Here is a 21,416-nt window from a genome sequence, read left to right as displayed (position 1 = left end):
TTCGGCATGGCATGGCAAAGTCCGATCGCACCGGGTATTTCCTGGTATCAGGCAAGCGTCGGCGAGCGGCCGGAATATCCGCGCATGGATGGTTCGAAGGAAACGGAGGTCGCCATCATCGGTGGCGGCTATACCGGTCTTCAGGCCGCCTGCAATCTGGCCGCCAATGGCGTCCCCGTCGTCCTGATTGAGGCGAACCGTTTCGGCGACGGCGCTTCGGGCCGCAATGGCGGACAGTTCGGCACCGGTCAGCGCTCCTGGCCGGACGAACTGGAAGAAATTATCGGCTTCGAACAATCGAAATTGCTGTTCGATATCGCCGAGGGCGCAAAACACTATGTCCTCGATTTTGCGAGGGACCGGGGCATCGACATCGATTATCTGCCGGGGCAGCTCAACGTCTCCCATAAGGCGGCCTACGAGGACGACTACCGCAAAAGCGTAATCGCCATGAACGAGCGCTATGACTATCCGCACATCTCCTTCATGGAGCAGGCGGAGGCGAGAGAGCGTGTCGGCTCGAACCACTATTTCGGCGGAACGCGTGATATCGGCACCGGCCACATCCACCCGCTTAAACTGCTGGTCGGGCTTGCAAGGACCGCAAAAGCAGCGGGGGCCGACATTTTCGAAATGACGCCCGCGTCATCCATCCGGCAATCGGGCGGCAAAACCATCATCGAAACGCCCTACGGAACCATAACGGCCAAAAAGACGCTGATTGCCACGAACGCCTATATCGGCAATCTGGAACCGGTTACGGCCGCGCACATCATGCCGATCCGCTCCTTCATCGGTGCGACCATGCCGCTCGAAGATTATCCGGACGTCATTCCCGGCAAGGAGGCGATCGCCGATTCCCGTTTCGTGGTTCGCTATTTCCGCAAGACGCCGGACAACCGGCTGCTGTTCGGAGGCCGCGAAGCCTACACGGCCGATTCGCCACGTGACATCTCCGTCCACATCCGCAAGCAGATCGCCGAAATCTATCCGGCACTGAAAGATGTCGAAATCACCCATTCCTGGGGCGGCTCCGTCGGCATCACCATGCCAAGGCAACCCTTCGTCAGGGAGGTCATGCCGGGTGTCATGTCCATCGGCGGTTATTCCGGCCACGGGGTGATGCTCGCGAATTATTGCGGCAAGCTCTATGCCGACATGGTGCTCGGGCGGCAGGATCTGCTTGCTCCGTTCGCCAGGCTTAAAGTGCCGGCATTTCCAGGCGGAGCAACGTTCAGGGCTCCTCTACTTTTCCTTGCGCTTTCGTGGTTTGCGCTTAGGGACAGATTTTAGGAAACCTTTTGCAAATCACCGGAGGCCGCGTGAGTCTCCGGCTCGAGAATCAAAGTTCACAATTTCGCTCCACTGAGACTGGCATTTTTAAATCGATTAGATTATTGATGCCCCCAACCCTAAAGATCGAGAGAATCGAGATGAGCAGTCAGATCATTCCCGTTGACCCCTTTGATTGTGTCGTGTTCGGCGGCACAGGTGACCTGGCGGAGCGCAAGCTGCTTCCAGCTCTTTATCACCGCCAGATCGAAGGCCAGTTTACCGACCCGACCCGCATCATCGGGGCGTCCCGTTCGGTGATGAGCCATGAGGAATATCGCAAGTTCGCACAGGATGCCCTCAAGGAGCACCTGAAGACGGGAGAATATGACGACGAACAGGTCGCACGCTTCCTGGAACGTATCTTCTACGTTCCTGTCGACGCCAAGGGCGAAAACGGCTGGGATACGCTGAAGAAGCTCTTGGACGAAGGCAAGGAGCGCGTTCGCGCCTTCTACCTCGCCGTCGCACCGGGCATCTTCGGCGACATTGCCGACAAGATCCGCGAACACAAGCTGATTACCAAGTCCACCCGCATCGTGGTTGAAAAGCCGATCGGTCGCGACCTCGCCTCGGCGCAGGAACTGAACGACACCATCGGTCACGTCTTCAAGGAAGAACAGATCTTCCGTATCGACCACTATCTGGGCAAGGAAACCGTTCAGAACCTGATGGCGCTGCGATTCGCCAATGCGCTCTACGAGCCGCTGTGGAACTCCGCACATATCGATCACGTGCAGATCACCGTTGCGGAAGCCGTCGGTCTGGAAGGCCGCGCCGGTTATTACGACAAGGCAGGCGCACTGCGCGACATGGTTCAGAACCATATCCTGCAGCTGCTTTGCCTTGTCGCGATGGAACCGCCCGCGTCGATGGATGCAGAAGCCGTGCGTGACGAAAAGCTGAAGGTGTTGCGTTCGCTGAAGCCGATCGACACCAGCAATGTCGAAAAGCAGACCGTGCGCGGTCAGTACCGCGCTGGCGCTTCCGCTGGCGGTCCGGTTCGGGGTTATCTGGAAGAGCTGGAAGGCGGCGTTTCCAACACCGAGACCTTCGTCGCCATCAAGGCGGAAATCGCCAACTGGCGCTGGGCTGGCGTCCCCTTCTACATCCGCACGGGAAAACGCCTCGCAACCCGCGTTTCCGAGATTGTCGTCACGTTCAAGCAGATCCCGCACTCGATCTTCGATGATGCCGCCGGCAAGATCGAAGCCAACAAGCTGGTTATCCGCCTGCAGCCGGACGAAGGCGTAAAGCAGTCGCTGCTCATCAAGGATCCGGGTCCGGGCGGCATGCGCCTGCGTCAGGTTTCCCTGGACATGAGCTTTGCGGAGGCTTTCAATGTGCGCAGCCCGGACGCTTACGAGCGCCTGCTGATGGATACGATCCGCTCCAACCAGACGTTGTTCATGCGTCGCGACGAAGTGGAAGCCGCATGGGATTGGGTCGACCCTATCCTCAAGAGCTGGGAAGAAACCGGACAGGGCGTACAGGGTTATACGGCAGGCACATGGGGTCCGAGCGGATCGATCGCGCTGATCGAGCGTGATGGCCGCACCTGGCACGATGCCGACTAAGGGTGAACGGAGATGAGCGAAACCATGCATATCTTCGATAACTCAGCCGACCTGGCGACGGCACTGGCGGCGGACGTTGCCAGCCGTCTGGCAAGCGCCGCGCAGGAGCGCGGGACGGCGAGCATCGCCGTTTCCGGGGGCTCCACGCCCAAGCTGTTCTTCCAGGCGCTTTCCCGTCACAAGCTCGATTGGCCCAACATTAGCGTCACGCTCGTCGACGAGCGTTTCGTTCCTGCCGATAACGAGCGCTCGAACCACAAGCTGGTTGCGGATAATCTGCTCCAGAACGAAGCGGCAGCCGCCTATTTCATCCCGTTGTTCCAGCCTGCCGCATCTCCCGAAGATGCGGCAACGCTTGCAACCGTGAAGACCGAGGCGATCTGCGATCCGTTCGACGTGGTGATCCTTGGCATGGGAACGGACGGGCATACGGCATCGTTCTTTCCCGGCGGCGACAATCTGTACGAGGCGCTTGATCTGGACGAACCGCGTGGCGTGCTGACGATGGCGGCTGAAAACGCCGGAGAAGAACGGCTGACGTTCAATTTCTCCAGTCTTCACGATGCGAATTTTCTGGTGCTGCATATTGAAGGCGCCGCCAAGAAAGCGACGCTGGAGAAAGCGAAAACCGCCGAGGACGAGGACGAAATGCCGATCCGCGCCGTACTCAACAGAGCCGAAACGCCGGTCGACATTTATTGGGCGCCATAAGACTGAGGCTGTTTTGAGCAGCCCGTAAAAGTGCCCTTGCGACGTAAGACAGAAACACGACAACCGGCCTTTCACCTCCCAAGGAGGGGCCGGTTGCCGACCAACGAACAGGATGAACGCCCATGGCCGCCGATTCCCGCATTCAGGCTATAACCGCCCGTATCGTCGAACGCTCCAAACCCTACCGCGAAACCTATCTTGAGCGGCTTCGCCTGCAGGTTTCCAAGGGCGTGTATCGCTCGATGCTGTCCTGCGGAAATCTAGCGCATGGATTTGCGGTCTGTTCCCCCGCCGACAAGGATCTCCTTGCCGGCGACCGGGTTGCCAATCTCGGCATCATCACCGCCTATAACGACATGCTTTCGGCTCATCAGCCCTATGAGGTGTTCCCGGCGATCATTCGCGACGCGGCGAAGGAAGCAGGCGGCGTGGCACAGGTCGCGGGTGCTGTTCCGGCGATGTGCGACGGCGTAACCCAGGGCCAGCCCGGTATGGAGCTTTCGCTGTTTTCGCGCGACGCCATTGCCATGGCAGCGGGGATCGGCCTGTCGCACAACATGTTCGACGCCGCAGTCTATCTCGGCGTCTGCGACAAGATCGTTCCCGGTCTCGTCATAGCAGCCCTGTCCTTCGGACATCTGCCGTCCGTCTTCATTCCCGCCGGCCCGATGACCTCCGGTCTGCCGAACGACGAGAAATCCCGCATCCGTCAGCTTTACGCCGAGGGCAAGGTTGGCCGCGCCGAACTGCTGGAGGCCGAATCCAAGTCCTACCATGGTCCCGGCACCTGCACCTTCTACGGCACCGCAAACTCCAACCAGATGCTGATGGAAATCATGGGCTTCCATATGCCCGGTTCCTCATTCGTCAACCCCAACACGCCGCTGCGCGATGCGCTGACACGCGAAGCGACGAAACGTGCGCTGGCAATCACCGCGCAGGGTAACGAATTCACACCCGCTGGCGAAATGATCGACGAGCGCTCGATCGTCAACGGCGTGGTCGGCCTGCATGCGACCGGCGGCTCGACCAACCACACGATGCACCTGATCGCGATGGCGCGTGCGGCTGGCATCATCCTGACATGGCAGGACATTTCCGACCTTTCGGATACCGTTCCGCTGCTGGCCCGCGTCTATCCGAACGGACTGGCCGACGTGAACCACTTCCATGCCGCTGGCGGCATGGGCTTCCTCATCAAGCAGCTACTGAAGCATGGCTTCGTCCATGACGATGTTCGCACCGTCTTCGGTCATGGCCTTGAGGCCTATACCATCGATGCGAAACTCGACGAGAACGGCGCCGTGACACGCGAACCTTCGCCCGAGCAGAGCCACGATCCGAAGGTTCTCGCCAGCATCGAAACGCCGTTCCAGCCGACCGGCGGCCTGAAGATGCTCACCGGCAACCTTGGAAAGTCGGTCATCAAGATTTCCGCCGTGAAGCCGGAACGCCATATCATCGAAGCACCCGCCATCGTCTTCCACGACCAGCAGGAACTTCAGGACGCGTTCAAGGAAGGCAAACTCAACCGCGATTTCATCGCCGTTGTCCGCTTCCAGGGACCGAAGGCCAACGGCATGCCCGAACTGCACCGGCTGACGCCACCGCTCGGTGTGCTTCAGGATCGCGGTTTCAAGGTGGCTCTCGTGACCGACGGGCGCATGTCCGGCGCATCCGGAAAGGTGCCTGCCGCCATCCACGTCACGCCGGAAGCATCCGACTGCGGGCCGATCTCGCTCATCCGCGACGGCGACATCATCCGCCTCGACGCCGTGTCCGGCACGCTGGAAGTTCTCGTTTCCGCCGCTGAACTGGCAAAACGCGAGCCGGCGCAGGCCGATCTTTCCGGCAATGAGTGGGGTATGGGCCGCGAACTGTTCGCGACTTTCCGGCGCAATGCCGGCCCTGCCGATCAGGGCGCCAGCGTTTTCCATTGAGCGAGAATGACGGAAACCAAGAGCTTCCGTCATCTTCATGCCTCCCGACATCTACAGCTTCCGACCTGTCACGGCCGGAACAAAAACTTGTCATCCAACTGTGATGATTGCCCTATAGTCCCTCCTCACCCAGCCGCACATGATCAGGCGGCTGGATGGAATGGGACCAGATTAGATGACAATTTTCTCCAGTACGCGCCGCGACGTTCTGAAGCTTATGGCGGGGACAACCATCCTGCCGGTGATGATCGCAGCCACAGCAGCGATCGCACAAGAAACCACGATACGCGCCATCGTGATTGCCGACCTGCATTCAGCCTACGAGCGCATCGGCCAGCTTCTCGCAGCGATCGAAACACGCATCGTCGCCAATAAAACACCCCACATCATTCTGCTGAACGGCGACCTGTTCGAAAGCGGCAATGCGGTGGCGGTACGCTCGGCAGGTGAAATCGAATGGGCCTTCCTCTCGGCGCTTTCCAAACTTGCCCCTACCGTGATCAACATCGGCAACCACGAACCCGATATCGATAATGACCTTGCCAACTTTGTCACGCGTGCGCACACACTCGGCATTACCGTTCTCAGCAACATCATCGACAAGCGCAGTGGCGCTCCCTATGCACCGGCCCATGCCGAACTGACTGTGGGCGAGCGGAAAGTCATCGTTGCCGGTGTTGCGACCAATGCGATCAACACCTACCCCAAGGCGACGCGGGACACGCTGGATATTCCCGAGCCGACGGCATGGGCGAAGGACAACCTTCCGGCAATCGTCAGGCAGGATGCAATCAACATCGTTCTCAGCCACGCGGGCGTTGTTGCCGACCGCGAAATCCTGCCAATCCTGCCGGATGGCACATTGCTCGTCGGCGGCCACGATCATCTGAATTTCGTTCATGAGCAGCACGCCACGCGCTATGTCCACACCGGTTCCTGGTGCACGTCGATGGCCGTCGCGACCTTTGCTGCGCCCGGCACCGCACCGGCTGTCGAGACTGTTTCCATAGACAACGGCGCTCTTGCGTCGCAGACCCTGAGGGCATTGATAGAACAGACGCTGGACCGGCATCTAACAGATGAAGAAAAGGCCGTGGTCGGCAAGTCCTCGGCAGCATTGACCGTCAGTCAGGCCGGGCGGCACGCAGCCATGTCCATCGCCACGAAGACCGGAGCGGATGTCGGCTTCATCGGCCATACCTCATTCGGGGCCGGCCTGCCGAAAGGCGATATACGGCGGTACGATTTCAACGCATCACTGCGTTTCGACGGGAAACTGATGGTCACGGAAGTCGATGGCGAGGTGCTTGCGGATATTCTCACACGCTGCAATCAGGATGGCGATATTCCGCTTTCCAGCCGCACGGGTGATTATCTTTACGCGATGCCGGAAAAGACGGAAACGAAGCAGCGCTACAAGCTCGTCTGCAACGACTGGTCCGCCATGAACCAGAAATCCTATTTCGGCCGCAGCGATCTCAAATTCGCTGAAGTGCCGGACATCAAGCTAAAACAGATCGTCCTGGAAAGCCTGAGCTAAGCAACCCTCGGCGGTTGGCGGTGGCGAAACCGCCCTACCCCGACGCATCGGCCTGAAAATCGAAATCGATTGCTGGGCAAGCACATGCAAGGATTCCACACGTCGGAGCGTGGCTTTGGGCGCCCTAAATGCATGCGCGCAACCGAAATGGACGCGCGCAGCTTCGCAATCTTCAACCTATCAGAACGAGCGGATATCCAGCTTCCGGTCCCTGTGGGCCGGGTGTGTGCTGAACACGAAAATCCGGTCTAGTTCCTTCTGCGCCAGCATGCTCAGGAAACGGACGTGGATGGTGTTGTTGGCATTCACGCGCAGCAGCATACAGCCGATCTTGGTGATGCGGGCATCGGGAATATCCAGGTAGAACTGGTTCGGCAGATTGTACTGGGTGAGCAGCGCCAGTACCGCTTCCGTCTGTGAAATCTTGATCACATCGCAGCGACGCGCCGCCATGTGCATGACGGCCTTTTCCGTATATTCGATCCGCGCCGCGTTCATCGTGTCTTCCATGCGGAAACGACCTTCGCGGTCGTACATGAAAGATTCTTCCTTGCTCAAATAACTGTTTTTGAAACTGCCAGCACCGCTCTGCAACTTCGATACTCCTGTACGCACTACACGACCAGAGAGTAACGCGCAGTCTTTAACAATTCATATCGGGGCTGTTGCCTACGGCCAAAAAACAAGCCCGGAACGTGGTACATTCCGGGCTTGTTCCGTATCGCTCGTTCACGCCATCTTACCGGCGAAACGTTTTCCCGTCTGAATCGAAAAGATGCAGTTTTTCGCGCGGGGCAGCAAAGCGCAATGTTTCACCTTTATGGACGGGTACGATGCCCGGCAGCTTGACGATGACGGGTTCCTGTCCGCTTGGCGCCTCCAGATAAAGCAGCGTCACTTCGCCGAGTGCCTCGACAATCGCAACCTTGCCCTCGAACAGATAGTCATCGCCCGTGACGAGGCTGAGATCTTCCGGCCGGACACCGAAGCTCGCGGCCTTGCCCTGCTCGGCCGATGGCGTGGCTAGGTCAAGAGTGAGCGTCTTCCCGCCGGCCAGTTCGATCACGGTTTTCTCGCCGGTCGCGGCGATTTTCGCAGCGATGATGTTCATGGCGGGTGAGCCGATGAAGCGTGCCACGAAAAGATTGGCGGGGTTTTCGTAAAGCTCCAGCGGCGCTCCCACCTGCTCGACACGACCCGCATTCAACACCACGATGCGATCCGCCAGCGTCATCGCCTCGACCTGATCGTGGGTGACGTAGATCATCGTCGTATCCGACATCTGCTCAGACAGCTTGGCGATCTCGATGCGGGTGGCGACACGCAGGGCCGCATCGAGATTCGAAAGAGGCTCATCGAACAGGAAGACCTTCGGGTTGCGGCAAATGGCGCGGCCGATGGCCACACGCTGGCGCTGACCGCCTGAGAGCGCCTTCGGCAGACGCTCCAAATATTGGGTCAGCTGCAGGATTTCGGCGGCGGCGCGAACGCGGCGGTCGATTTCCTGCCTGCTTTCCTTGGCAATCTTCATGCCGAAAGCCATGTTGTCGTAAACCGTCATGTGCGGATAGAGCGCATAGGACTGGAATACCATGGCAATGCCGCGGCGTGATGGCGGGATTTCATTGACGAGCTGGCCGTCAATATACATCTCACCGCCGGTAATCTCCTCAAGACCGGCGATCATGCGCAGAAGCGTGGATTTACCGCAGCCCGAAGGTCCAACAAAGACGACGAACTCGCCCTGTTCGATGTTCAGGTCGATGCCATGCAGGACCTTCACCTGCCCGTAGGACTTGCGGATATCCTTTAGAACGAGACTAGTCATGCAGCGTTCCTCCCTATCTTGTCAGGCGTAGCGGGCGAAAAATGCGCCCCATGCCGGTAGCTCGACCCTGTTGCCGTTCACGTGGCTTGTGAAACCATGCCCCTTCAGGGCTTCCCATTTCCCTTCCGGAAGCACAGCTTCTGCCGCCCTGGGAGAAAGGTTGAAGACGCACAGAATGGTTTCGTTGCCGAGTGTGCGGCTATAGGTCAGCACGTCGCCTTCAACCGGCTGGAACTCGATGCCGCCCTTCGCGAAAGCCGCATGCTGCCTGCGGAATGCAAGGAACCGGCGGTAATGCTCCAGAACGGACGCCTCGTTGCCTTGCTGGCTGCTGACAGCGCGTTGCTTGTGCTCGGCGGGAATTGGCAGCCACGCCTTATCGGCGGTGGAGAAACCAGCCTGCGCATGGCCTGCATCCCAGACCATCGGCGTGCGGCAACCATCGCGGCCCTTGAATTCCGGCCAGAACTGGATGCCGTAGGGATCCTGCAAGTCTTCGAAAGCGATATCCGCTTCCGTCAGGCCAAGCTCTTCGCCCTCATAGATGCAGACGGAACCGCGCTGCGTCATAAGCAGGGAGGAGAGAACCTTCGCGAAAGCGTCGTTGTCCTCGACATCCGCACCCCAACGGCTGACATGACGCACGACATCATGGTTGGAGAAAGCCCAGCAGGCCCAGCCTTCCGGTGCAGCTTTCGCGAAATCCGCCTGCACGTCGGCTACACGCTGCGGTGTCAGCGCATCCGGTGCCAGAAACTCGAAGGCGTAGCACATCTGCATCTTGTCATCGCCGGAGGTGTATTCACCGACGATCTCAAGGCCGCGCTGGCTGTCGCCGACTTCACCAACGGCGGCGATGTCCTGAAACTCCTCCAGCACGGCGCGGAAGCGCTTCAGGAACTCGATGTTTTCCGGCTGGTTCTTGTCGTAGATATGTTCCTGGAAGTTATACGGATTCACCGCCGGAGCGGTCGACGCATTCCGGCGTTCCGGAGCAAGAGCCGGATTGTCGCGCAGCAGCTTGTCGTGGAAATAGAAGTTGATGGTGTCGAGGCGGAAACCATCGACGCCGCGCTTCAGCCAGAAACGGACTGTGTTCAGCAGTTCTTCCTGCACTTCCGGATTGTGCAGGTTGAGGTCCGGCTGAGAGGTCAGGAAGTTGTGCATGTAATACTGCATGCGGGTCGGATCCCACTGCCAGCCCGGACCGCCGAAAATTGAGAGCCAGTTGTTCGGCGGCGTGCCATCCGGCTTGCCATCGGCCCAGACGTACCAGTCGGATTTCGGATTGTTGCGGCTGGACCGGCTTTCCACGAACCATGGATGCTGGTCGGAGGTGTGCGACATGACGAGATCGATCATGACGCGGACACCAAGCCGATGAGCTTCGGCGATCAGTCCGTCGAAATCGGCCAGCGTGCCGAACATCGGATCGACATCAACGTAGTTCGACACGTCGTAGCCGAAATCCTTCATCGGAGAGGTGAAGAAGGGCGAAATCCAGATCGCATCGGCACCGAGATTCGCGATGTATTCCAGACGATCCGTAATGCCCTTCAGATCGCCGATGCCGTCGCCGTTCGAGTCCTGATAGGACCGGGGGTAAATCTGATAGATAACAGCGCCGCGCCACCAGTCCTTGTTAGGCGTCAAAGCGGAAGTCACCGAAGCGGTCATTGTCTTGTCCTGTGTGGTATGTGCGTTCATGAAATTGTCAGCCTCCCTTGACCGAGCCTGCGAGCAGGCCACGCACGAGGTAACGTTGAAGAGCGAAGAAGACGAGCAACGGCACGACGATGGTGACGAAAGCCGATGCGGTAAGGATTTCCCAATTGCCGCCGCGCGAGCCGAGCAGCGCGTTCAGCGCGCCCGTCAACACAAGCTCATCCTTCTGTGTGCCGAGGAAGACCATTGCGACAAGCAGGTCGTTCCACGTCCACAGGAACTGGAAGATGGCGAAGGAGGCTAGCGCCGGGAAAGAAAGCGGCAAAATAATCCTGACGAAGATTTCAAAGTCGCTCGCACCATCGACACGGGCGCTTTCGATGATCTCTTTCGGCAGGCCGGAAATGTAGTTGCGCAGCAGATATATGGCGAGCGGCAGACCGAATGCCGTATGCGCCAGCCAGATGCCCGCATAGGTCTTGGAGGGAACGCCGAAAATATTGCCGATTTCGTTGTAGAGCCGCAAAAGCGGAATCAGCGACATCTGCAACGGTACGACGATCAGGCCCACGACCATGGCAATCAAAAGATTGCGCCCGGAAAAGCTCATCCACGACAGCGCGTAAGCGGCAAAGGCGGCAATGAGGATCGGAATCACGGTTGCGGGAACAGCAACCGTCAGCGAGTTGACGAAGGACTGGCCGATACCCTCCGACGTCAGGACGGTACGATAATTGTCGAGCGTGAAGACCGGCGGCGTGGCGACGGAAATATAGACGCGCTTACCGCGGGCGCCCTCGAAGCTGGACGCCTTGCTGTATTCGTAGGAACCATCGGCATTGACGAGCAACGTTTCACCATCACCGATATCGGCCGGCTCGCCAGCGTTGAATGCGCGCGGTTCCTGCACCCGGACACCGAAGGCCGAGACTTTCCCGCCTGCACCGTTTTCAAAGACATTACCGGAAATGACATAGCGGTTGCCGTCCTGCTTCTGCACGGTAGCATCCGCCAGACGAACGGCTGCGGTCTGTTCAGAGCTGGAGAAAGCCGTCCACCAGCCGGATACGGTGATCTGATCCTTGTCGCGCAGCGAACTGACCAGAATGCCGAGCGTGGGCAGGAGCCAGAGCAGTACGACGAACAAAACGCTGGCGTGAACGATGAGGCGCGGCAGGCCGACGCGACGGATGCGCTTTGCGATATCCATGTCAGCGACCCTCCATCTCGCGGTTGGCCTGGCGAATGTTCCAGACCATGATCGGCGTGACCGCCGCCATGATGATGAGCGCGATCACGGCACTTCGCCCGCTGTCACCACCGCCGCGGAACATCCAGTCGAACATGAGGTTGGCCAGAACCATGGTGTTCCATTGCCCGTTGGTCATGGTCAGCACGATATCGAATACCTTGAGCACCAGAATGGTGATCGTCGTCCAGACCACGGCGATAGTGCCCCAGATCTGCGGCACCATGATTTTCCAGAAAATCTGCCAGCCGTTTGCACCGTCGATGACGGCGGCTTCTACGGTTTCTTCCGGAATGCCGCGCAATGCGGCCGACAGGATGACCATGGCGAAGCCGGTCTGTATCCAGATGAGGATGACCATCAGGAAGAAGTTGTTCCAGAACGGCATGGAAATCCACACCTGCGGATTGCCGCCGAAGAATTCAACTATGGCGTTCAGCAGACCGATCTGGACCTGTCCCTCGGCACGATATTCATAGATGAACTTCCAGATGACCGACGCACCGACGAAGGAGATCGCCATCGGCATGAAGACGATAGACTTGGCGATGTTGCCCCACCAGATGCGGTCGGTCATCACGGCGATGACGAGGCCGAAGAAGGTGCAGGCCGCAGGCACGACGGCAAGCCAGAGGATATTGTTGAAGATCGACTGGCGGAAGCCGGCATCGGACAGTGCCCAGTGGTAGTTGGCGAGGCCCACGAACTCGTTGCCGGTACGATCATAGAACGACAGGATCAGCGTCGCGATCACCGGATATACGAGATAGACAAGAAGAAGAAGAACGGCCGGACCGATGAAAAGCCACGGCCTGACGGCGGCACGACGGTTGAGGTTACGCGATGCGTGAATGACATCGCCCGACCGTACAGGAAAGATCACCTGCAACAGTTTGTCGGATAACCAGTAATAGGCGGCACAGGCAAAAACACCGGCAACCATGACGCCTATCGCTGAGACGAGTTGGGCAGCCATTTTCCCCTCCCTTTATACTTATCCGCGTCGCCCTGTTTTTCAGCGATCGCCGGAGCCGTTTCGTTGGCAAGAGGCCCGGCGGATATGCTCCACCGGGCCAAGCCCGACTGACGTTACTTGAGGCCGTCCCAGGCCTTCTGGATGTCCGCGGCAACCTGATCGGCAGACTTACCGCCGACGAAATCGATCATGCCTGTCCAGAACGCACCAGCACCGATCTTGCCCGGCATCAGGTCAGAACCGTCGAAGCCGAAGCTAGTCGCCGTCGTCAGGATTTCACCCTGACGCTTCATCTGTTCGTTGGCATAGGTGTCAACGTTCACGCCCTTGTAAGGCGTCAGGAAGCTGGACTGCGCCATCCAGACCTCATGCGCGATCGGGGTCTTGAGGAATTCCACGAATGCCTTCGAGGATGGCGATTCCTTCGTGACCGTCACCAGCGTTCCGGCCCCGAGCACCGGTTTGCCGAGGTCCGGCTTGGAGGCGTAGGTCGGCATGTAGAAGAAGTCCGCATCCGTACCGACCTTCGTGCCTTCCGGGAAGAAGGAAGGAATGAAAGATGCCTGATGATGCAGGTAGCACTTCGGCGGAATGTCGAAGAGCCCCTTCGGGCTGTCACGGAAATCGGTGGAAGCGACAGCCGCAACGCCGCCGCTGACATATTTTTCATTCTTGGCGAACTTGCCGAACTCGTTGATCGCCTCGACGACGGCCGGATCGGTGAACTTGATCTCGTTGGTCGTCCACTTCTGGTAGACATCGAGCGGCTGCGTGCGCAGCATCAGGTCTTCCACCCAGTCCGTTGCCGGCCAGCCGGTCGCACCACCCGAACCAAGGCCGATGCACCATGGCGTACCACCATCTGCGACGATCTGATCCGTCAGCTTGAGGAGGTCTTCCATGGTTTCAGGAACCTCGTACCCGGCCTCTTCAAAATTCTCCGGCACATACCAGACGAGCGACTTCACATCCGCCTTGAAGGGGAAAGCGAAATAGGCCTTGTTGCCATCCTTGCCTTTGTAACTGCCAAGATCGACCCAGGACTGGCCGGCGCCGTAGTTGTCCTTCACCCAGTTGGCGGTATCGTCACCCAGCGGCACCAGAAAACCCTTGGCAGCCAGATCGGCCAGCAGGCCCGGCTGCGGCAGGATGGCGATGTCCGGCGGAGAACCGGCCTGCGTGTCGATAACGATCTGCTGCTCGTAGTTTTCCGACGAGGAGTAACGGACGTTCACGCCGGTCGCATCGGCAAAATAAGCGAGCACCGACTGGAACAGCGCTTCGTCTTCGCCACGCCAGGGGCCGAAGATCGTCAGAGTCTGGCCTTTAAGGTCAGCATGCGCCGCCTTGAAATCCTCGTAGCTTTTCCAATTGAATTTGGCATCCTGACCGGGTGCGAACTTGAGATCGGCAGCAGAGGCTGCGCCCGACAGAAGCGTCACCGCGGCCACCGTCGTCAAAAGAACCTTATGCATGTGATTTACCTCCCATCACATAAATCGCTAAGCGGTCATTGAAATCAATCAAAGCGCTTTGGCTGCCTATTCATCTCATTGACAGCGAAAGGGAGTCAAGCCCCCTCCCGAACTGTAACGTTACAGTATTTGTTGCGCAGCGCAATATAGGCGCTGCACCGAAAACTCGTGATAGATTTCAATTGTGAACTGCAACGATGCTTGGTAAAAATCCAAAGCGTTTTGGGCCGTCGCGGAGGAGAGATGCGGCTTCCGGGACGCCAAAAAATTGGGTGGAGGAGCTTGCGAAGATGAATCTCAAACAATTGTCGCAGTTGCTCGGCATCTCACAGACCACCGTCAGCCGCGCACTGAACGGATATCCGGAAGTGAGTGCGGAAACGCGCCGCCGCGTCATGGAGGCTGCCGAGAAAACCGGTTACAAGCCGAACGCCGCTGCACAACGGCTGGCGACGGGCAAGGTGGGATCGATCGGCCTTGTCATGCCCATCGGCGTGCATCATCGCTCCGACGTCCACTATGGCGAATTTCTGAGCGGTCTTGGGGAAGAAGCCGCCCGCAATGGCTTTCACCTCGTCATCATGCCGACGGAACTGGAGCGGGAAGAAGAAGCCTTGCGCGGACTTTCCGCCAGCGGCAGCGTTGACGGCATCTATCTCGCCTACATGAAGAGAAACGATCCGCGCATAGGAATGATGCGCTCTCTGTCCATTCCCTTTCTCGTGCATGGCCGTTCATGGGGACTGGAGGAAAACTATCCGTTTCTCGATGTCGACAATGAAGGCGCGTTCAGGGATGCGACGGGGCTTCTTTTGCAACTCGGCCACAAACGCATCGGTATCCTGAACGGGCCCGAGGGATATGACTTCACGTACCGGCGCTTTCTTGGTGTCGAGAGCGCGCTTGCCTCTCACGGCCTGCCATTGCGACCGGATTTCGTTCGCCACGGCAGCATGACAGATGAGGAGGGATATCTCGGCATGGAAGCACTTCTCTCACAGGCAGTGCGACCAACCGCAGTGCTTTGCGCCAGTACCGCACTGGCGCTTGGCGCCGTTCGCTCCCTCAATGAGCGTGGATTAACACCCGGCCGGGATGTGTCGCTGATCGCCCACGATGACGTTCTGCCGCTGCTGAAACCGGACAATTTTTCCGTGCCGCTGACCACGACCCGTTCATCGCTCAGGGCTGCCGGCGTCCGCATAGGCGAACGCCTGATCAACCAGATCAAGTTCAACGAAAGCCGGCCGCAGCAGGAGTTGTGGAAGGCGGAACTCGTGGTGCGCGCGTCCACAGGACCAGCCCCCACGGAGTAAAGCGTTTCCTTGTTAAATGGAAACGCTCTGGGGAGGCCGCTCAGAATTTCGGAGCGGTTTTTCCTATTGCGCGATGCGCCGCGATGACAGTGTTTGCCATCAGCATGGCGATCGTCATGGGTCCGACACCGCCGGGTACCGGCGTGATCGCAGCCGCAACCGCGCTTGCTTCGTCGTAGGCAACATCGCCGACCAGCTTCGACTTGCCCTCACCCTTTTCAGGCGCAGGAATACGATTGATGCCGACGTCGATAACCGTTGCGCCCGGCTTGACCCAATCGCCCTTCACCATGCCCGGACGGCCGACTGCTGCCACCAGAATATCGGCCGACCTGCAGATGGCTGCTAGATCCTTCGTGCGGGAATGCGCCATCGTGACCGTGGCATTGGCATTGAGCAGAAGTTGCCCCATCGGCTTGCCGAACAGATTTGATCGACCGATCACCACGGCATTCAGGCCGGACAGGTCATCGCCGTGAATGCCGCGTGCAAGCAGCATCGCACCGGCGGGCGTGCAGGAAATCAGGCCGGTTTCAAGATCGCCGGTCGCCAGCTTGCCCGCGTTCAGGATGCTGAGGCCATCCACATCCTTCTCCGGCAGGATCGACTGGATCACGGCTTCGGAATCGAAATGTTTTGGCAGAGGCAATTGCACCAGAATGCCGTGGATGGATTTATCGGCGTTGAGTTCCGCCACGAGCGCCAGTAGGTCCGCCTGCGTCGTTTGCTCCGGCAGCGTGTGCTGAATGGAGTTGAAGCCGCACTGCTTCGCCATCTTGCTCTTGGAGTTCACATAGGCATGGCTGGCTGGATCATCACCAACGATGAGAACGGCCAGACCCGGCTTTACACCGGTTGTCATTTCGAGCGCTTCCGCCGAAACCCGCACCGCTTCCGTCACGGATGCCGCCTTTGCCTTCCCGTCAATCACAACTGCCATGCGTTCTGCTCCTGCTGGATTACGTGTGGCCCCGTATGGTGCCGGGTGCACAGGAATGCAAGAGGAAATGCACCGAAACGCGTTCTGTTTCAGCCTGTTTTGCGATAGATCTCACGGCGCTCGGCATAGTCAGCGAGATGCTCTTTGAGGAGCGCCAGTTCGCGGCGCAATTCGAGCAGTTCTTCCGCCTCGGCCTGTTCATGGTCGAACTGGCCCGACAGCGCATCCTCCATCAGCGGCGGCATCTGCGGCGCTCCCTCGCCCCGCCCGTAGATGATGCGGTTGCCCATGAGAACCTGACGAACGCGCTCATCGAGCGGCAGGTCGTCGGCATCATTTGCGGCCTCGACATAGCCAGATGTCCCGAACTCGGCCTGATGGATATAGTCTTCCTCGGACGTTGCCACGCCATCGATGTCGTCGAAAACGGCCGGCTCGAACTGCTCAAATGCTTCTTCCTCTACCGGCGTGATCCCGGTTTCGGCCGGAACATTGGCCTGCGTTACGTCATGGACAGCCTGGCCCGCCTCGGCCTCGTCGCCTTCCCGCCGATAGCTCAGGAGATAAAGGCCACCCAGCAGGCCAACCAGAGCGCCGCCACCCGCCAGCAGACCCACCTGCAGCATATCGCGCGACAACTCTCCCGGACCTGCCTTTTTCGACAGGCGCGTTTCGATCAAAGGCGTGGCCGACGACAGGGCATCCTGCCGCTCCGTCGCATCGAGATAGGTGTTTCTCGCCGCTTCCAGTTCTCCCTGAAGCCTTGAGAATTCGCCCGGAACAACCCCCAGGCCATTCAGCCGATCAAGGATTTTCTTTCGCTCGCCCTCGGCTTTCGCAAGTTCGTCCCCCAGGCGCGCGCCATCCCGCTTCAATCCGTCGAGAACAAGACGCAGGGCAGGCGCGACCTGGCTCCGCACATCATCAACGGCGTTCTGCGCGGCGATACGGCGCGGGTGCTTCGGTCCATAGTCAATGGACACATTGGTCAAGTTCATATTTGCCGCAGCGTAACGCTGGCGTATATCTTCCAGCGCAGAAAATGCCGCACTGGCCGGGAGCGGGTTTGAAAGAACATCGTTCGCCTTGAGCGCTGACGCAGACGCCAGATCAGCCTCGGCTGCCTGTTGCCGTTCCAAAGTGCTGCCACGGGCGTTTTCGATATCGTGAAGCCGCTGCTCAAGCTGCTGGATTTCCGGCAGCGCCGTGTCGCCATGGCGCATCTGGAAACCGTTGACCGCTGCCTCCGCCTTGTCGAGCGCGGTTCTTGCCCGCTCCGCCTCACGCATGGCGGGTGTCATGGTGCCAGCCTTGCCGTCCGCCATCACGCGCATGGATACATAGTCGGAAAGCCGCATCGCCGCATCGGCAGTCGCGGCCCGTGATGTGACGACCAGCGTGTTTTCATCGGGGGTCAATTCCAGCCGGATTGCTTCTCCAACCGCGGTATTGAGTGCTTCACGCGGAGAAAGCGGCCGTGCTGCCGCGCCCGTCAGGAGATCGTAAAGAAGACCCAGTTCGGTCTGGCTGTGAACACCGATTACGTCCGACGGCTTGAGCTTCAGATCGCTCGAAATTCTGTCAAGCCCGGATGGCGACAGCAATGTTCTGCGGGCCATGGTCAGGAAACGTCCGGAATCGGGCGCATCGTAACCTGTCTGGGTGATTTCGACCCGTGCTTCGGAAACATAACCCCGGAAACCGGCATCGGTCAGCAGAACAGGCAGACCCGCGCCAACCGCCGTGGCAGTTGCCACGCAACCGATCGTCAGCAGGCGTTCGACACGCTTGCGCCACTCGGCAACGGGAGGCGTCGCCTCGCCGTCCGTGATGTGGCCTTCTGCCATCATATCTGAATCGCGTTCAACCATCTGAAGTCGCCTGCCGCCCTGATCGCAGCCCGAAGGGGCCAGCTCTCAAATCCTTACGAGAGGTTAAAGGATCGTGGCAAACAAATGGTTAACGGCGATAAAGCGATATCGCGTCAGTGCTTTCCGAGGGCAATATGCCAGGGTTCGGCGCAAAGACTGTAAAGCCAGGTCATATGCAGCTTGCGGAAAATTTCCGGCATGCCGGATAGCTCGGAGGACAGGATCTTGAAAAGCGGCCCGACAGCAACGACGACACGCGCCGTCTCCCGGCTGACGTTGGAATGCAGCCATTCCTCCTGATTTTCGCCGAGCATTCCGGCCAGAAGCACGTCCACCTTGGCACAAGGCATGGATTTGTGGATCATCACGAAATCATGCCACGGCGCATGAGCGCGCAGCTTGGCGAGCGTCTCACCGACCTGAGCCGGATTGTCTCCGACGACGCCGATGCGCCTCGGTGTCGCCATGTAGGTCAAAAGCGCCATGACAAAAGAAAGCTCGTCGGCGCCAGCAGGAAACACTTTTCCATTCTGCTTTCTGAGCGCTACGTTCATAGCCTTGCCCTGCGGCAGAAGCATACAGCTTTCAAGAATTTCGCGGTAAACGGGTTCCACCTGCGAACGCTTGGCCTTTTCACGCGTCAGGAAGGAAAGAAACGTGTAGCCTTCAAGTCCGCCGGCTCTCTCGCTGACCAGATCGAGCGCACCGTTCCAATCGAGATCGCATACCGGCAGACCGTATACCTGCGGCTGCGATCCGGACGACGCAAAACTTCCAGCGACCTTCATTTCCCTGCTCCCCAAGCCCGATGACATTGGCTGTCATCCGGACCAAGGTTGCGCCGGAGTAATCAGCCTTGCAGCGGTTTATACACGAGTGGGTTGAAGTTAGACTGAAAGCAGCCGGTCAAATTTCCCGTTCCAAAGTTACCGGGCATTAACCAGACCGGTAACCGTTCCCTGCGTCAGTGACCCGCCGCAGCAGCAGGTACGGCTTCGACTTTTTCGCCTTCAACGATCTTGATCGAACGGGGCGAACCGTTGCCACTCTGGGCACGGATGTCGGCCTTGGACAGATAGTCGAGCTGCTCGATCAGCACGTCCTCGACGATCTCTTCGCCGAGCTTGCCGTTCAGGCCTTCGCGGATGCGTTGCTTGAACGCCTCCGGGTCGAAGTTGGACACATTTGCGATGTTGACCATGGATGAACCCGCCAACAGCGTAAACAGCTCATCCGTCACGAGCTGCGTCGCCGGCAACTCGATCTGGGCCATTTTTTCCTTGTCGACCCGCAACGAAATACGGCTCAAGAAATAGCCGTTCACCCCACCATCGTTGATGACCGGGATCGTGATGCTTTCGCCCTTCACCAGTTGAAGGTTTGCCTTTTTTGCTTCCGCTTCATCTCCCGGCGCGGGTGCAGTCGCCATCTGAACGGAGAAATACACCGCGCCGAGCGTGACCGCGCAAACCCAAACGCCGGTAAGAAGAAGTTTCAACATCAGACAGCTGCGCCGTAGAGAAATTGTTCCTGCGAGTAGGTGCCGTCGGTGTCGGCTTCCTGGATCGCGTTCTTGAGCAGGTCAGCGACCGCACGGACTGCATTCAGATGCGCCTCGACACGGCTGGCATTGGTGGCGAGCTTGCCCTTGATGCCGCGAACCTGTGCCAGATGACCGGCAGCGATATCCTCACGCGGGGTGTCGCGGAAAAGCATGGTCAGTTCATAGAGGCAACGGCTTTTATGTGCGTTGGAGACCTTGAAATCAAACTTCGGATCCTTGCCGATATTCTCGTTCTCGTTGTCAATGATCATTTCAAGACGGCCGAGAACGGACTTGATACGGTGGTCGTTCGACATAAGATCCATGCTTGTCTCCTCTTTGTAGTTATTCATTTTCAAGCCTTGTCAGTCTTTTCGTTGGAAACACCAAGAACCTGCCGCTCGAATTCGGCTACCATTCGCAGCGCGGCATTGTGATCCTTATCGTTTTCGGAAACTTCCATCAGCCCTTTGGACTCGACCTTTCGCAGAGCATCCTTGTAAGCCTGCTCGGCAATGCCGACACCGCCGTCTCTGGAAATGACGTCCGCGATCTGCTCGGCCATCATGCTCTTCCAGATTTCCCCGGCGTTGCCCTTTCCATAAAGGTCCTCGGCTTCCTTCGGCAGCATGCTGGACACAAATGTCTGCAGCACGGAGGCTTCGAACTTGCGATATGTCTCGGGAACTTCCGTACGCTTGGCGCGGATATCGGTGTCTCCGAGACCCGCCTTGGAAGCTGCCGAATCCAGCACGTCTATCGCTGCACCAAAACCCTTGCCCGCATCCGCAAGGCTGGTCGCGGCAAAGGCCGCCTTGTTGGCCTTGAGTTTTTCCTGGGCAACCTGGACCTGCTGCGGATCCGCAGCGCGAACCACATCCATTACCAGATCGCTAATTACCGATATCGCCACGTTTTCGATCTCCCGTCCTGACGAACCGACCGCGGAAAACCGCAGCATGTTCGCGCAATCCAGAAACACCAAACGACGTTTTCAAAAACGACGCCGGTGCAACACTGGGAGAGACTATGAATCGCCAACCTTGCTGGAGGCTGGTGTCGAAGTAACGTTGATGATTTCAAGGAGTTCGTAGATGGCATTATCATCGGCTTCACGATCTTCGAGATCGCGGGCGCCAAGCATCTTTTCCTGAAGTCTGTCAGCCTTGGTCTTTTCTTTCAGCACCTTGTTTTCCTGCAGTTGCTGAACACCTGCGAGCTGACGGTCCTTGACGATCAGACGACCGTAACGGTCCGAGTAATGTTTGGAGAACATCTGATGGAGGGGATCCATGGAACTCATTGCTTCAAGCACGTTATCCATGGATTGCGACACCTCCGAGCGAACGCGCGTGGTATCGGCCAGCTCGACCTCGGCCATCTTTTCCATATGGCGCTGCACGGCCGTGAGTCGCTTGAGTTTGTCAGAGCGCTTGTCCGAAGCCATGAAAAT

General features: G+C 58.5%; 19 protein-coding genes. 6 read left to right on the top strand and 13 right to left on the bottom strand.

Features of this window, described 5'->3' with window-relative positions:
- Nucleotides 1–6: 6 nt before the first annotated feature.
- From N7578_RS11920 to N7578_RS11900, 5 genes are all read left to right on the top strand, one after another.
- Nucleotides 7–1,293, top strand: coding sequence for an FAD-binding oxidoreductase (locus N7578_RS11920; protein ID WP_311110538.1), 1,287 nt, complete (start codon nucleotides 7–9; stop codon nucleotides 1,291–1,293).
- 140 nt (nucleotides 1,294–1,433) lie between these two features.
- Nucleotides 1,434–2,909, top strand: a complete 1,476-nt coding sequence (gene zwf, locus N7578_RS11915) for a glucose-6-phosphate dehydrogenase (RefSeq protein WP_311110537.1) — start codon at nucleotides 1,434–1,436, stop codon at nucleotides 2,907–2,909.
- Between the two features lie 12 nt (nucleotides 2,910–2,921).
- Nucleotides 2,922–3,620: a 6-phosphogluconolactonase gene (pgl, locus tag N7578_RS11910; protein WP_311110536.1), complete on the top strand. Its 699-nt coding sequence runs from the start codon at nucleotides 2,922–2,924 to the stop codon at nucleotides 3,618–3,620.
- Between the two features lie 122 nt (nucleotides 3,621–3,742).
- Entirely contained in the window at nucleotides 3,743–5,560 is a 1,818-nt protein-coding gene (gene edd, locus N7578_RS11905; RefSeq protein ID WP_311110535.1) for a phosphogluconate dehydratase, read from the top strand.
- Between the two features lie 175 nt (nucleotides 5,561–5,735).
- Nucleotides 5,736–7,100 carry a metallophosphoesterase gene (locus N7578_RS11900; protein ID WP_311110534.1) on the top strand — a complete coding sequence of 455 codons (1,365 nt, stop codon included), beginning with the start codon at nucleotides 5,736–5,738 and terminating at the stop codon, nucleotides 7,098–7,100.
- Between the two features lie 180 nt (nucleotides 7,101–7,280).
- Here the strand turns inward: N7578_RS11900 and N7578_RS11895 are convergent, their stop codons facing one another.
- From N7578_RS11895 to N7578_RS11870, 6 genes are all read right to left on the bottom strand, one after another.
- Nucleotides 7,281–7,637, bottom strand: a complete 357-nt coding sequence (locus N7578_RS11895; protein WP_311110533.1) for a hypothetical protein — start codon at nucleotides 7,635–7,637, stop codon at nucleotides 7,281–7,283.
- A 202-nt stretch (nucleotides 7,638–7,839) separates the two neighbouring features.
- Complete coding sequence (locus N7578_RS11890; protein WP_311110532.1) at nucleotides 7,840–8,928, bottom strand: sn-glycerol-3-phosphate ABC transporter ATP-binding protein UgpC; 1,089 nt, start codon at nucleotides 8,926–8,928, stop codon at nucleotides 7,840–7,842.
- 21 nt (nucleotides 8,929–8,949) lie between these two features.
- The gene (locus tag N7578_RS11885) at nucleotides 8,950–10,605 is read right to left on the bottom strand and encodes an alpha-glucosidase family protein (RefSeq protein WP_311112484.1); all 1,656 of its coding nucleotides are present in this window, start codon (nucleotides 10,603–10,605) and stop codon (nucleotides 8,950–8,952) included.
- Between the two features lie 37 nt (nucleotides 10,606–10,642).
- Nucleotides 10,643–11,803 carry a carbohydrate ABC transporter permease gene (locus tag N7578_RS11880; RefSeq protein WP_311110531.1) on the bottom strand — a complete coding sequence of 387 codons (1,161 nt, stop codon included), beginning with the start codon at nucleotides 11,801–11,803 and terminating at the stop codon, nucleotides 10,643–10,645.
- Nucleotide 11,804: 1 nt separating this feature from the next.
- Complete coding sequence (locus N7578_RS11875) at nucleotides 11,805–12,818, bottom strand: sugar ABC transporter permease (RefSeq protein WP_311110530.1); 1,014 nt, start codon at nucleotides 12,816–12,818, stop codon at nucleotides 11,805–11,807.
- A 113-nt stretch (nucleotides 12,819–12,931) separates the two neighbouring features.
- A complete protein-coding gene (locus N7578_RS11870; RefSeq protein WP_311110529.1) occupies nucleotides 12,932–14,293 on the bottom strand; it encodes an ABC transporter substrate-binding protein in 1,362 nt (453 codons plus the stop codon).
- 290 nt (nucleotides 14,294–14,583) lie between these two features.
- On the opposite strand from N7578_RS11870, the gene N7578_RS11865 reads away from it, so the two are divergent.
- Nucleotides 14,584–15,609 (top strand): LacI family DNA-binding transcriptional regulator, encoded by a 1,026-nt coding sequence (locus N7578_RS11865; RefSeq protein ID WP_311110528.1) that lies wholly within the window; start codon nucleotides 14,584–14,586, stop codon nucleotides 15,607–15,609.
- A 40-nt stretch (nucleotides 15,610–15,649) separates the two neighbouring features.
- On the opposite strand, the gene folD is transcribed toward N7578_RS11865, so the two are convergent.
- From folD to N7578_RS11830, 7 genes are all read right to left on the bottom strand, one after another.
- Complete coding sequence (folD, locus tag N7578_RS11860) at nucleotides 15,650–16,549, bottom strand: bifunctional methylenetetrahydrofolate dehydrogenase/methenyltetrahydrofolate cyclohydrolase FolD (RefSeq protein WP_311110527.1); 900 nt, start codon at nucleotides 16,547–16,549, stop codon at nucleotides 15,650–15,652.
- Between the two features lie 89 nt (nucleotides 16,550–16,638).
- Complete coding sequence (locus N7578_RS11855; protein WP_311110526.1) at nucleotides 16,639–18,420, bottom strand: hypothetical protein; 1,782 nt, start codon at nucleotides 18,418–18,420, stop codon at nucleotides 16,639–16,641.
- 113 nt (nucleotides 18,421–18,533) lie between these two features.
- Nucleotides 18,534–19,208 carry a WecB/TagA/CpsF family glycosyltransferase gene (locus N7578_RS11850; protein WP_311110525.1) on the bottom strand — a complete coding sequence of 225 codons (675 nt, stop codon included), beginning with the start codon at nucleotides 19,206–19,208 and terminating at the stop codon, nucleotides 18,534–18,536.
- 176 nt (nucleotides 19,209–19,384) lie between these two features.
- Nucleotides 19,385–19,921 (bottom strand): flagellar basal body-associated FliL family protein, encoded by a 537-nt coding sequence (locus tag N7578_RS11845; protein ID WP_311110524.1) that lies wholly within the window; start codon nucleotides 19,919–19,921, stop codon nucleotides 19,385–19,387.
- Nucleotides 19,921–20,289 carry a hypothetical protein gene (locus tag N7578_RS11840; RefSeq protein WP_311110523.1) on the bottom strand — a complete coding sequence of 123 codons (369 nt, stop codon included), beginning with the start codon at nucleotides 20,287–20,289 and terminating at the stop codon, nucleotides 19,921–19,923. The genes N7578_RS11845 and N7578_RS11840 overlap by 1 nt, the downstream gene beginning before the upstream one ends.
- A 29-nt stretch (nucleotides 20,290–20,318) precedes the next feature.
- Complete coding sequence (locus N7578_RS11835) at nucleotides 20,319–20,876, bottom strand: rod-binding protein (RefSeq protein WP_311112483.1); 558 nt, start codon at nucleotides 20,874–20,876, stop codon at nucleotides 20,319–20,321.
- Nucleotides 20,877–20,990: 114 nt separating this feature from the next.
- Nucleotides 20,991–21,410, bottom strand: a complete 420-nt coding sequence (locus N7578_RS11830) for a hypothetical protein (RefSeq protein WP_311110522.1) — start codon at nucleotides 21,408–21,410, stop codon at nucleotides 20,991–20,993.
- Between the last annotated feature and the right edge of the window lie 6 nt (nucleotides 21,411–21,416).

The sequence above is a fragment of the Agrobacterium tumefaciens genome (genome assembly GCF_031801495.1).
In the GTDB taxonomy this organism is placed as follows: domain Bacteria; phylum Pseudomonadota; class Alphaproteobacteria; order Rhizobiales; family Rhizobiaceae; genus Agrobacterium; species Agrobacterium tumefaciens_K.
This window is presented reverse-complemented; position numbering and strand designations above follow the sequence as displayed.

What these genes read in the sequence shown, in the direction of transcription:
- N7578_RS11920 (WP_311110538.1), top strand. Translation starts at nt 7, where the DNA reads ATGGCATGGCAAAGTCCGATCGCACCGGGTATTTCCTGGTATCAGGCA.
- zwf (WP_311110537.1), top strand. Translation starts at nt 1,434, where the DNA reads ATGAGCAGTCAGATCATTCCCGTTGACCCCTTTGATTGTGTCGTGTTC.
- pgl (WP_311110536.1), top strand. Translation starts at nt 2,922, where the DNA reads ATGAGCGAAACCATGCATATCTTCGATAACTCAGCCGACCTGGCGACG.
- edd (WP_311110535.1), top strand. Translation starts at nt 3,743, where the DNA reads ATGGCCGCCGATTCCCGCATTCAGGCTATAACCGCCCGTATCGTCGAA.
- N7578_RS11900 (WP_311110534.1), top strand. Translation starts at nt 5,736, where the DNA reads ATGACAATTTTCTCCAGTACGCGCCGCGACGTTCTGAAGCTTATGGCG.
- N7578_RS11895 (WP_311110533.1), bottom strand. Translation starts at nt 7,637, where the DNA reads ATGTACGACCGCGAAGGTCGTTTCCGCATGGAAGACACGATGAACGCG.
- N7578_RS11890 (WP_311110532.1), bottom strand. Translation starts at nt 8,928, where the DNA reads ATGACTAGTCTCGTTCTAAAGGATATCCGCAAGTCCTACGGGCAGGTG.
- N7578_RS11885 (WP_311112484.1), bottom strand. Translation starts at nt 10,605, where the DNA reads ATGACCGCTTCGGTGACTTCCGCTTTGACGCCTAACAAGGACTGGTGG.
- N7578_RS11880 (WP_311110531.1), bottom strand. Translation starts at nt 11,803, where the DNA reads ATGGATATCGCAAAGCGCATCCGTCGCGTCGGCCTGCCGCGCCTCATC.
- N7578_RS11875 (WP_311110530.1), bottom strand. Translation starts at nt 12,818, where the DNA reads ATGGCTGCCCAACTCGTCTCAGCGATAGGCGTCATGGTTGCCGGTGTT.
- N7578_RS11870 (WP_311110529.1), bottom strand. Translation starts at nt 14,293, where the DNA reads ATGCATAAGGTTCTTTTGACGACGGTGGCCGCGGTGACGCTTCTGTCG.
- N7578_RS11865 (WP_311110528.1), top strand. Translation starts at nt 14,584, where the DNA reads ATGAATCTCAAACAATTGTCGCAGTTGCTCGGCATCTCACAGACCACC.
- folD (WP_311110527.1), bottom strand. Translation starts at nt 16,549, where the DNA reads ATGGCAGTTGTGATTGACGGGAAGGCAAAGGCGGCATCCGTGACGGAA.
- N7578_RS11855 (WP_311110526.1), bottom strand. Translation starts at nt 18,420, where the DNA reads ATGGTTGAACGCGATTCAGATATGATGGCAGAAGGCCACATCACGGAC.
- N7578_RS11850 (WP_311110525.1), bottom strand. Translation starts at nt 19,208, where the DNA reads ATGAAGGTCGCTGGAAGTTTTGCGTCGTCCGGATCGCAGCCGCAGGTA.
- N7578_RS11845 (WP_311110524.1), bottom strand. Translation starts at nt 19,921, where the DNA reads ATGTTGAAACTTCTTCTTACCGGCGTTTGGGTTTGCGCGGTCACGCTC.
- N7578_RS11840 (WP_311110523.1), bottom strand. Translation starts at nt 20,289, where the DNA reads ATGGATCTTATGTCGAACGACCACCGTATCAAGTCCGTTCTCGGCCGT.
- N7578_RS11830 (WP_311110522.1), bottom strand. Translation starts at nt 21,410, where the DNA reads ATGGCTTCGGACAAGCGCTCTGACAAACTCAAGCGACTCACGGCCGTG.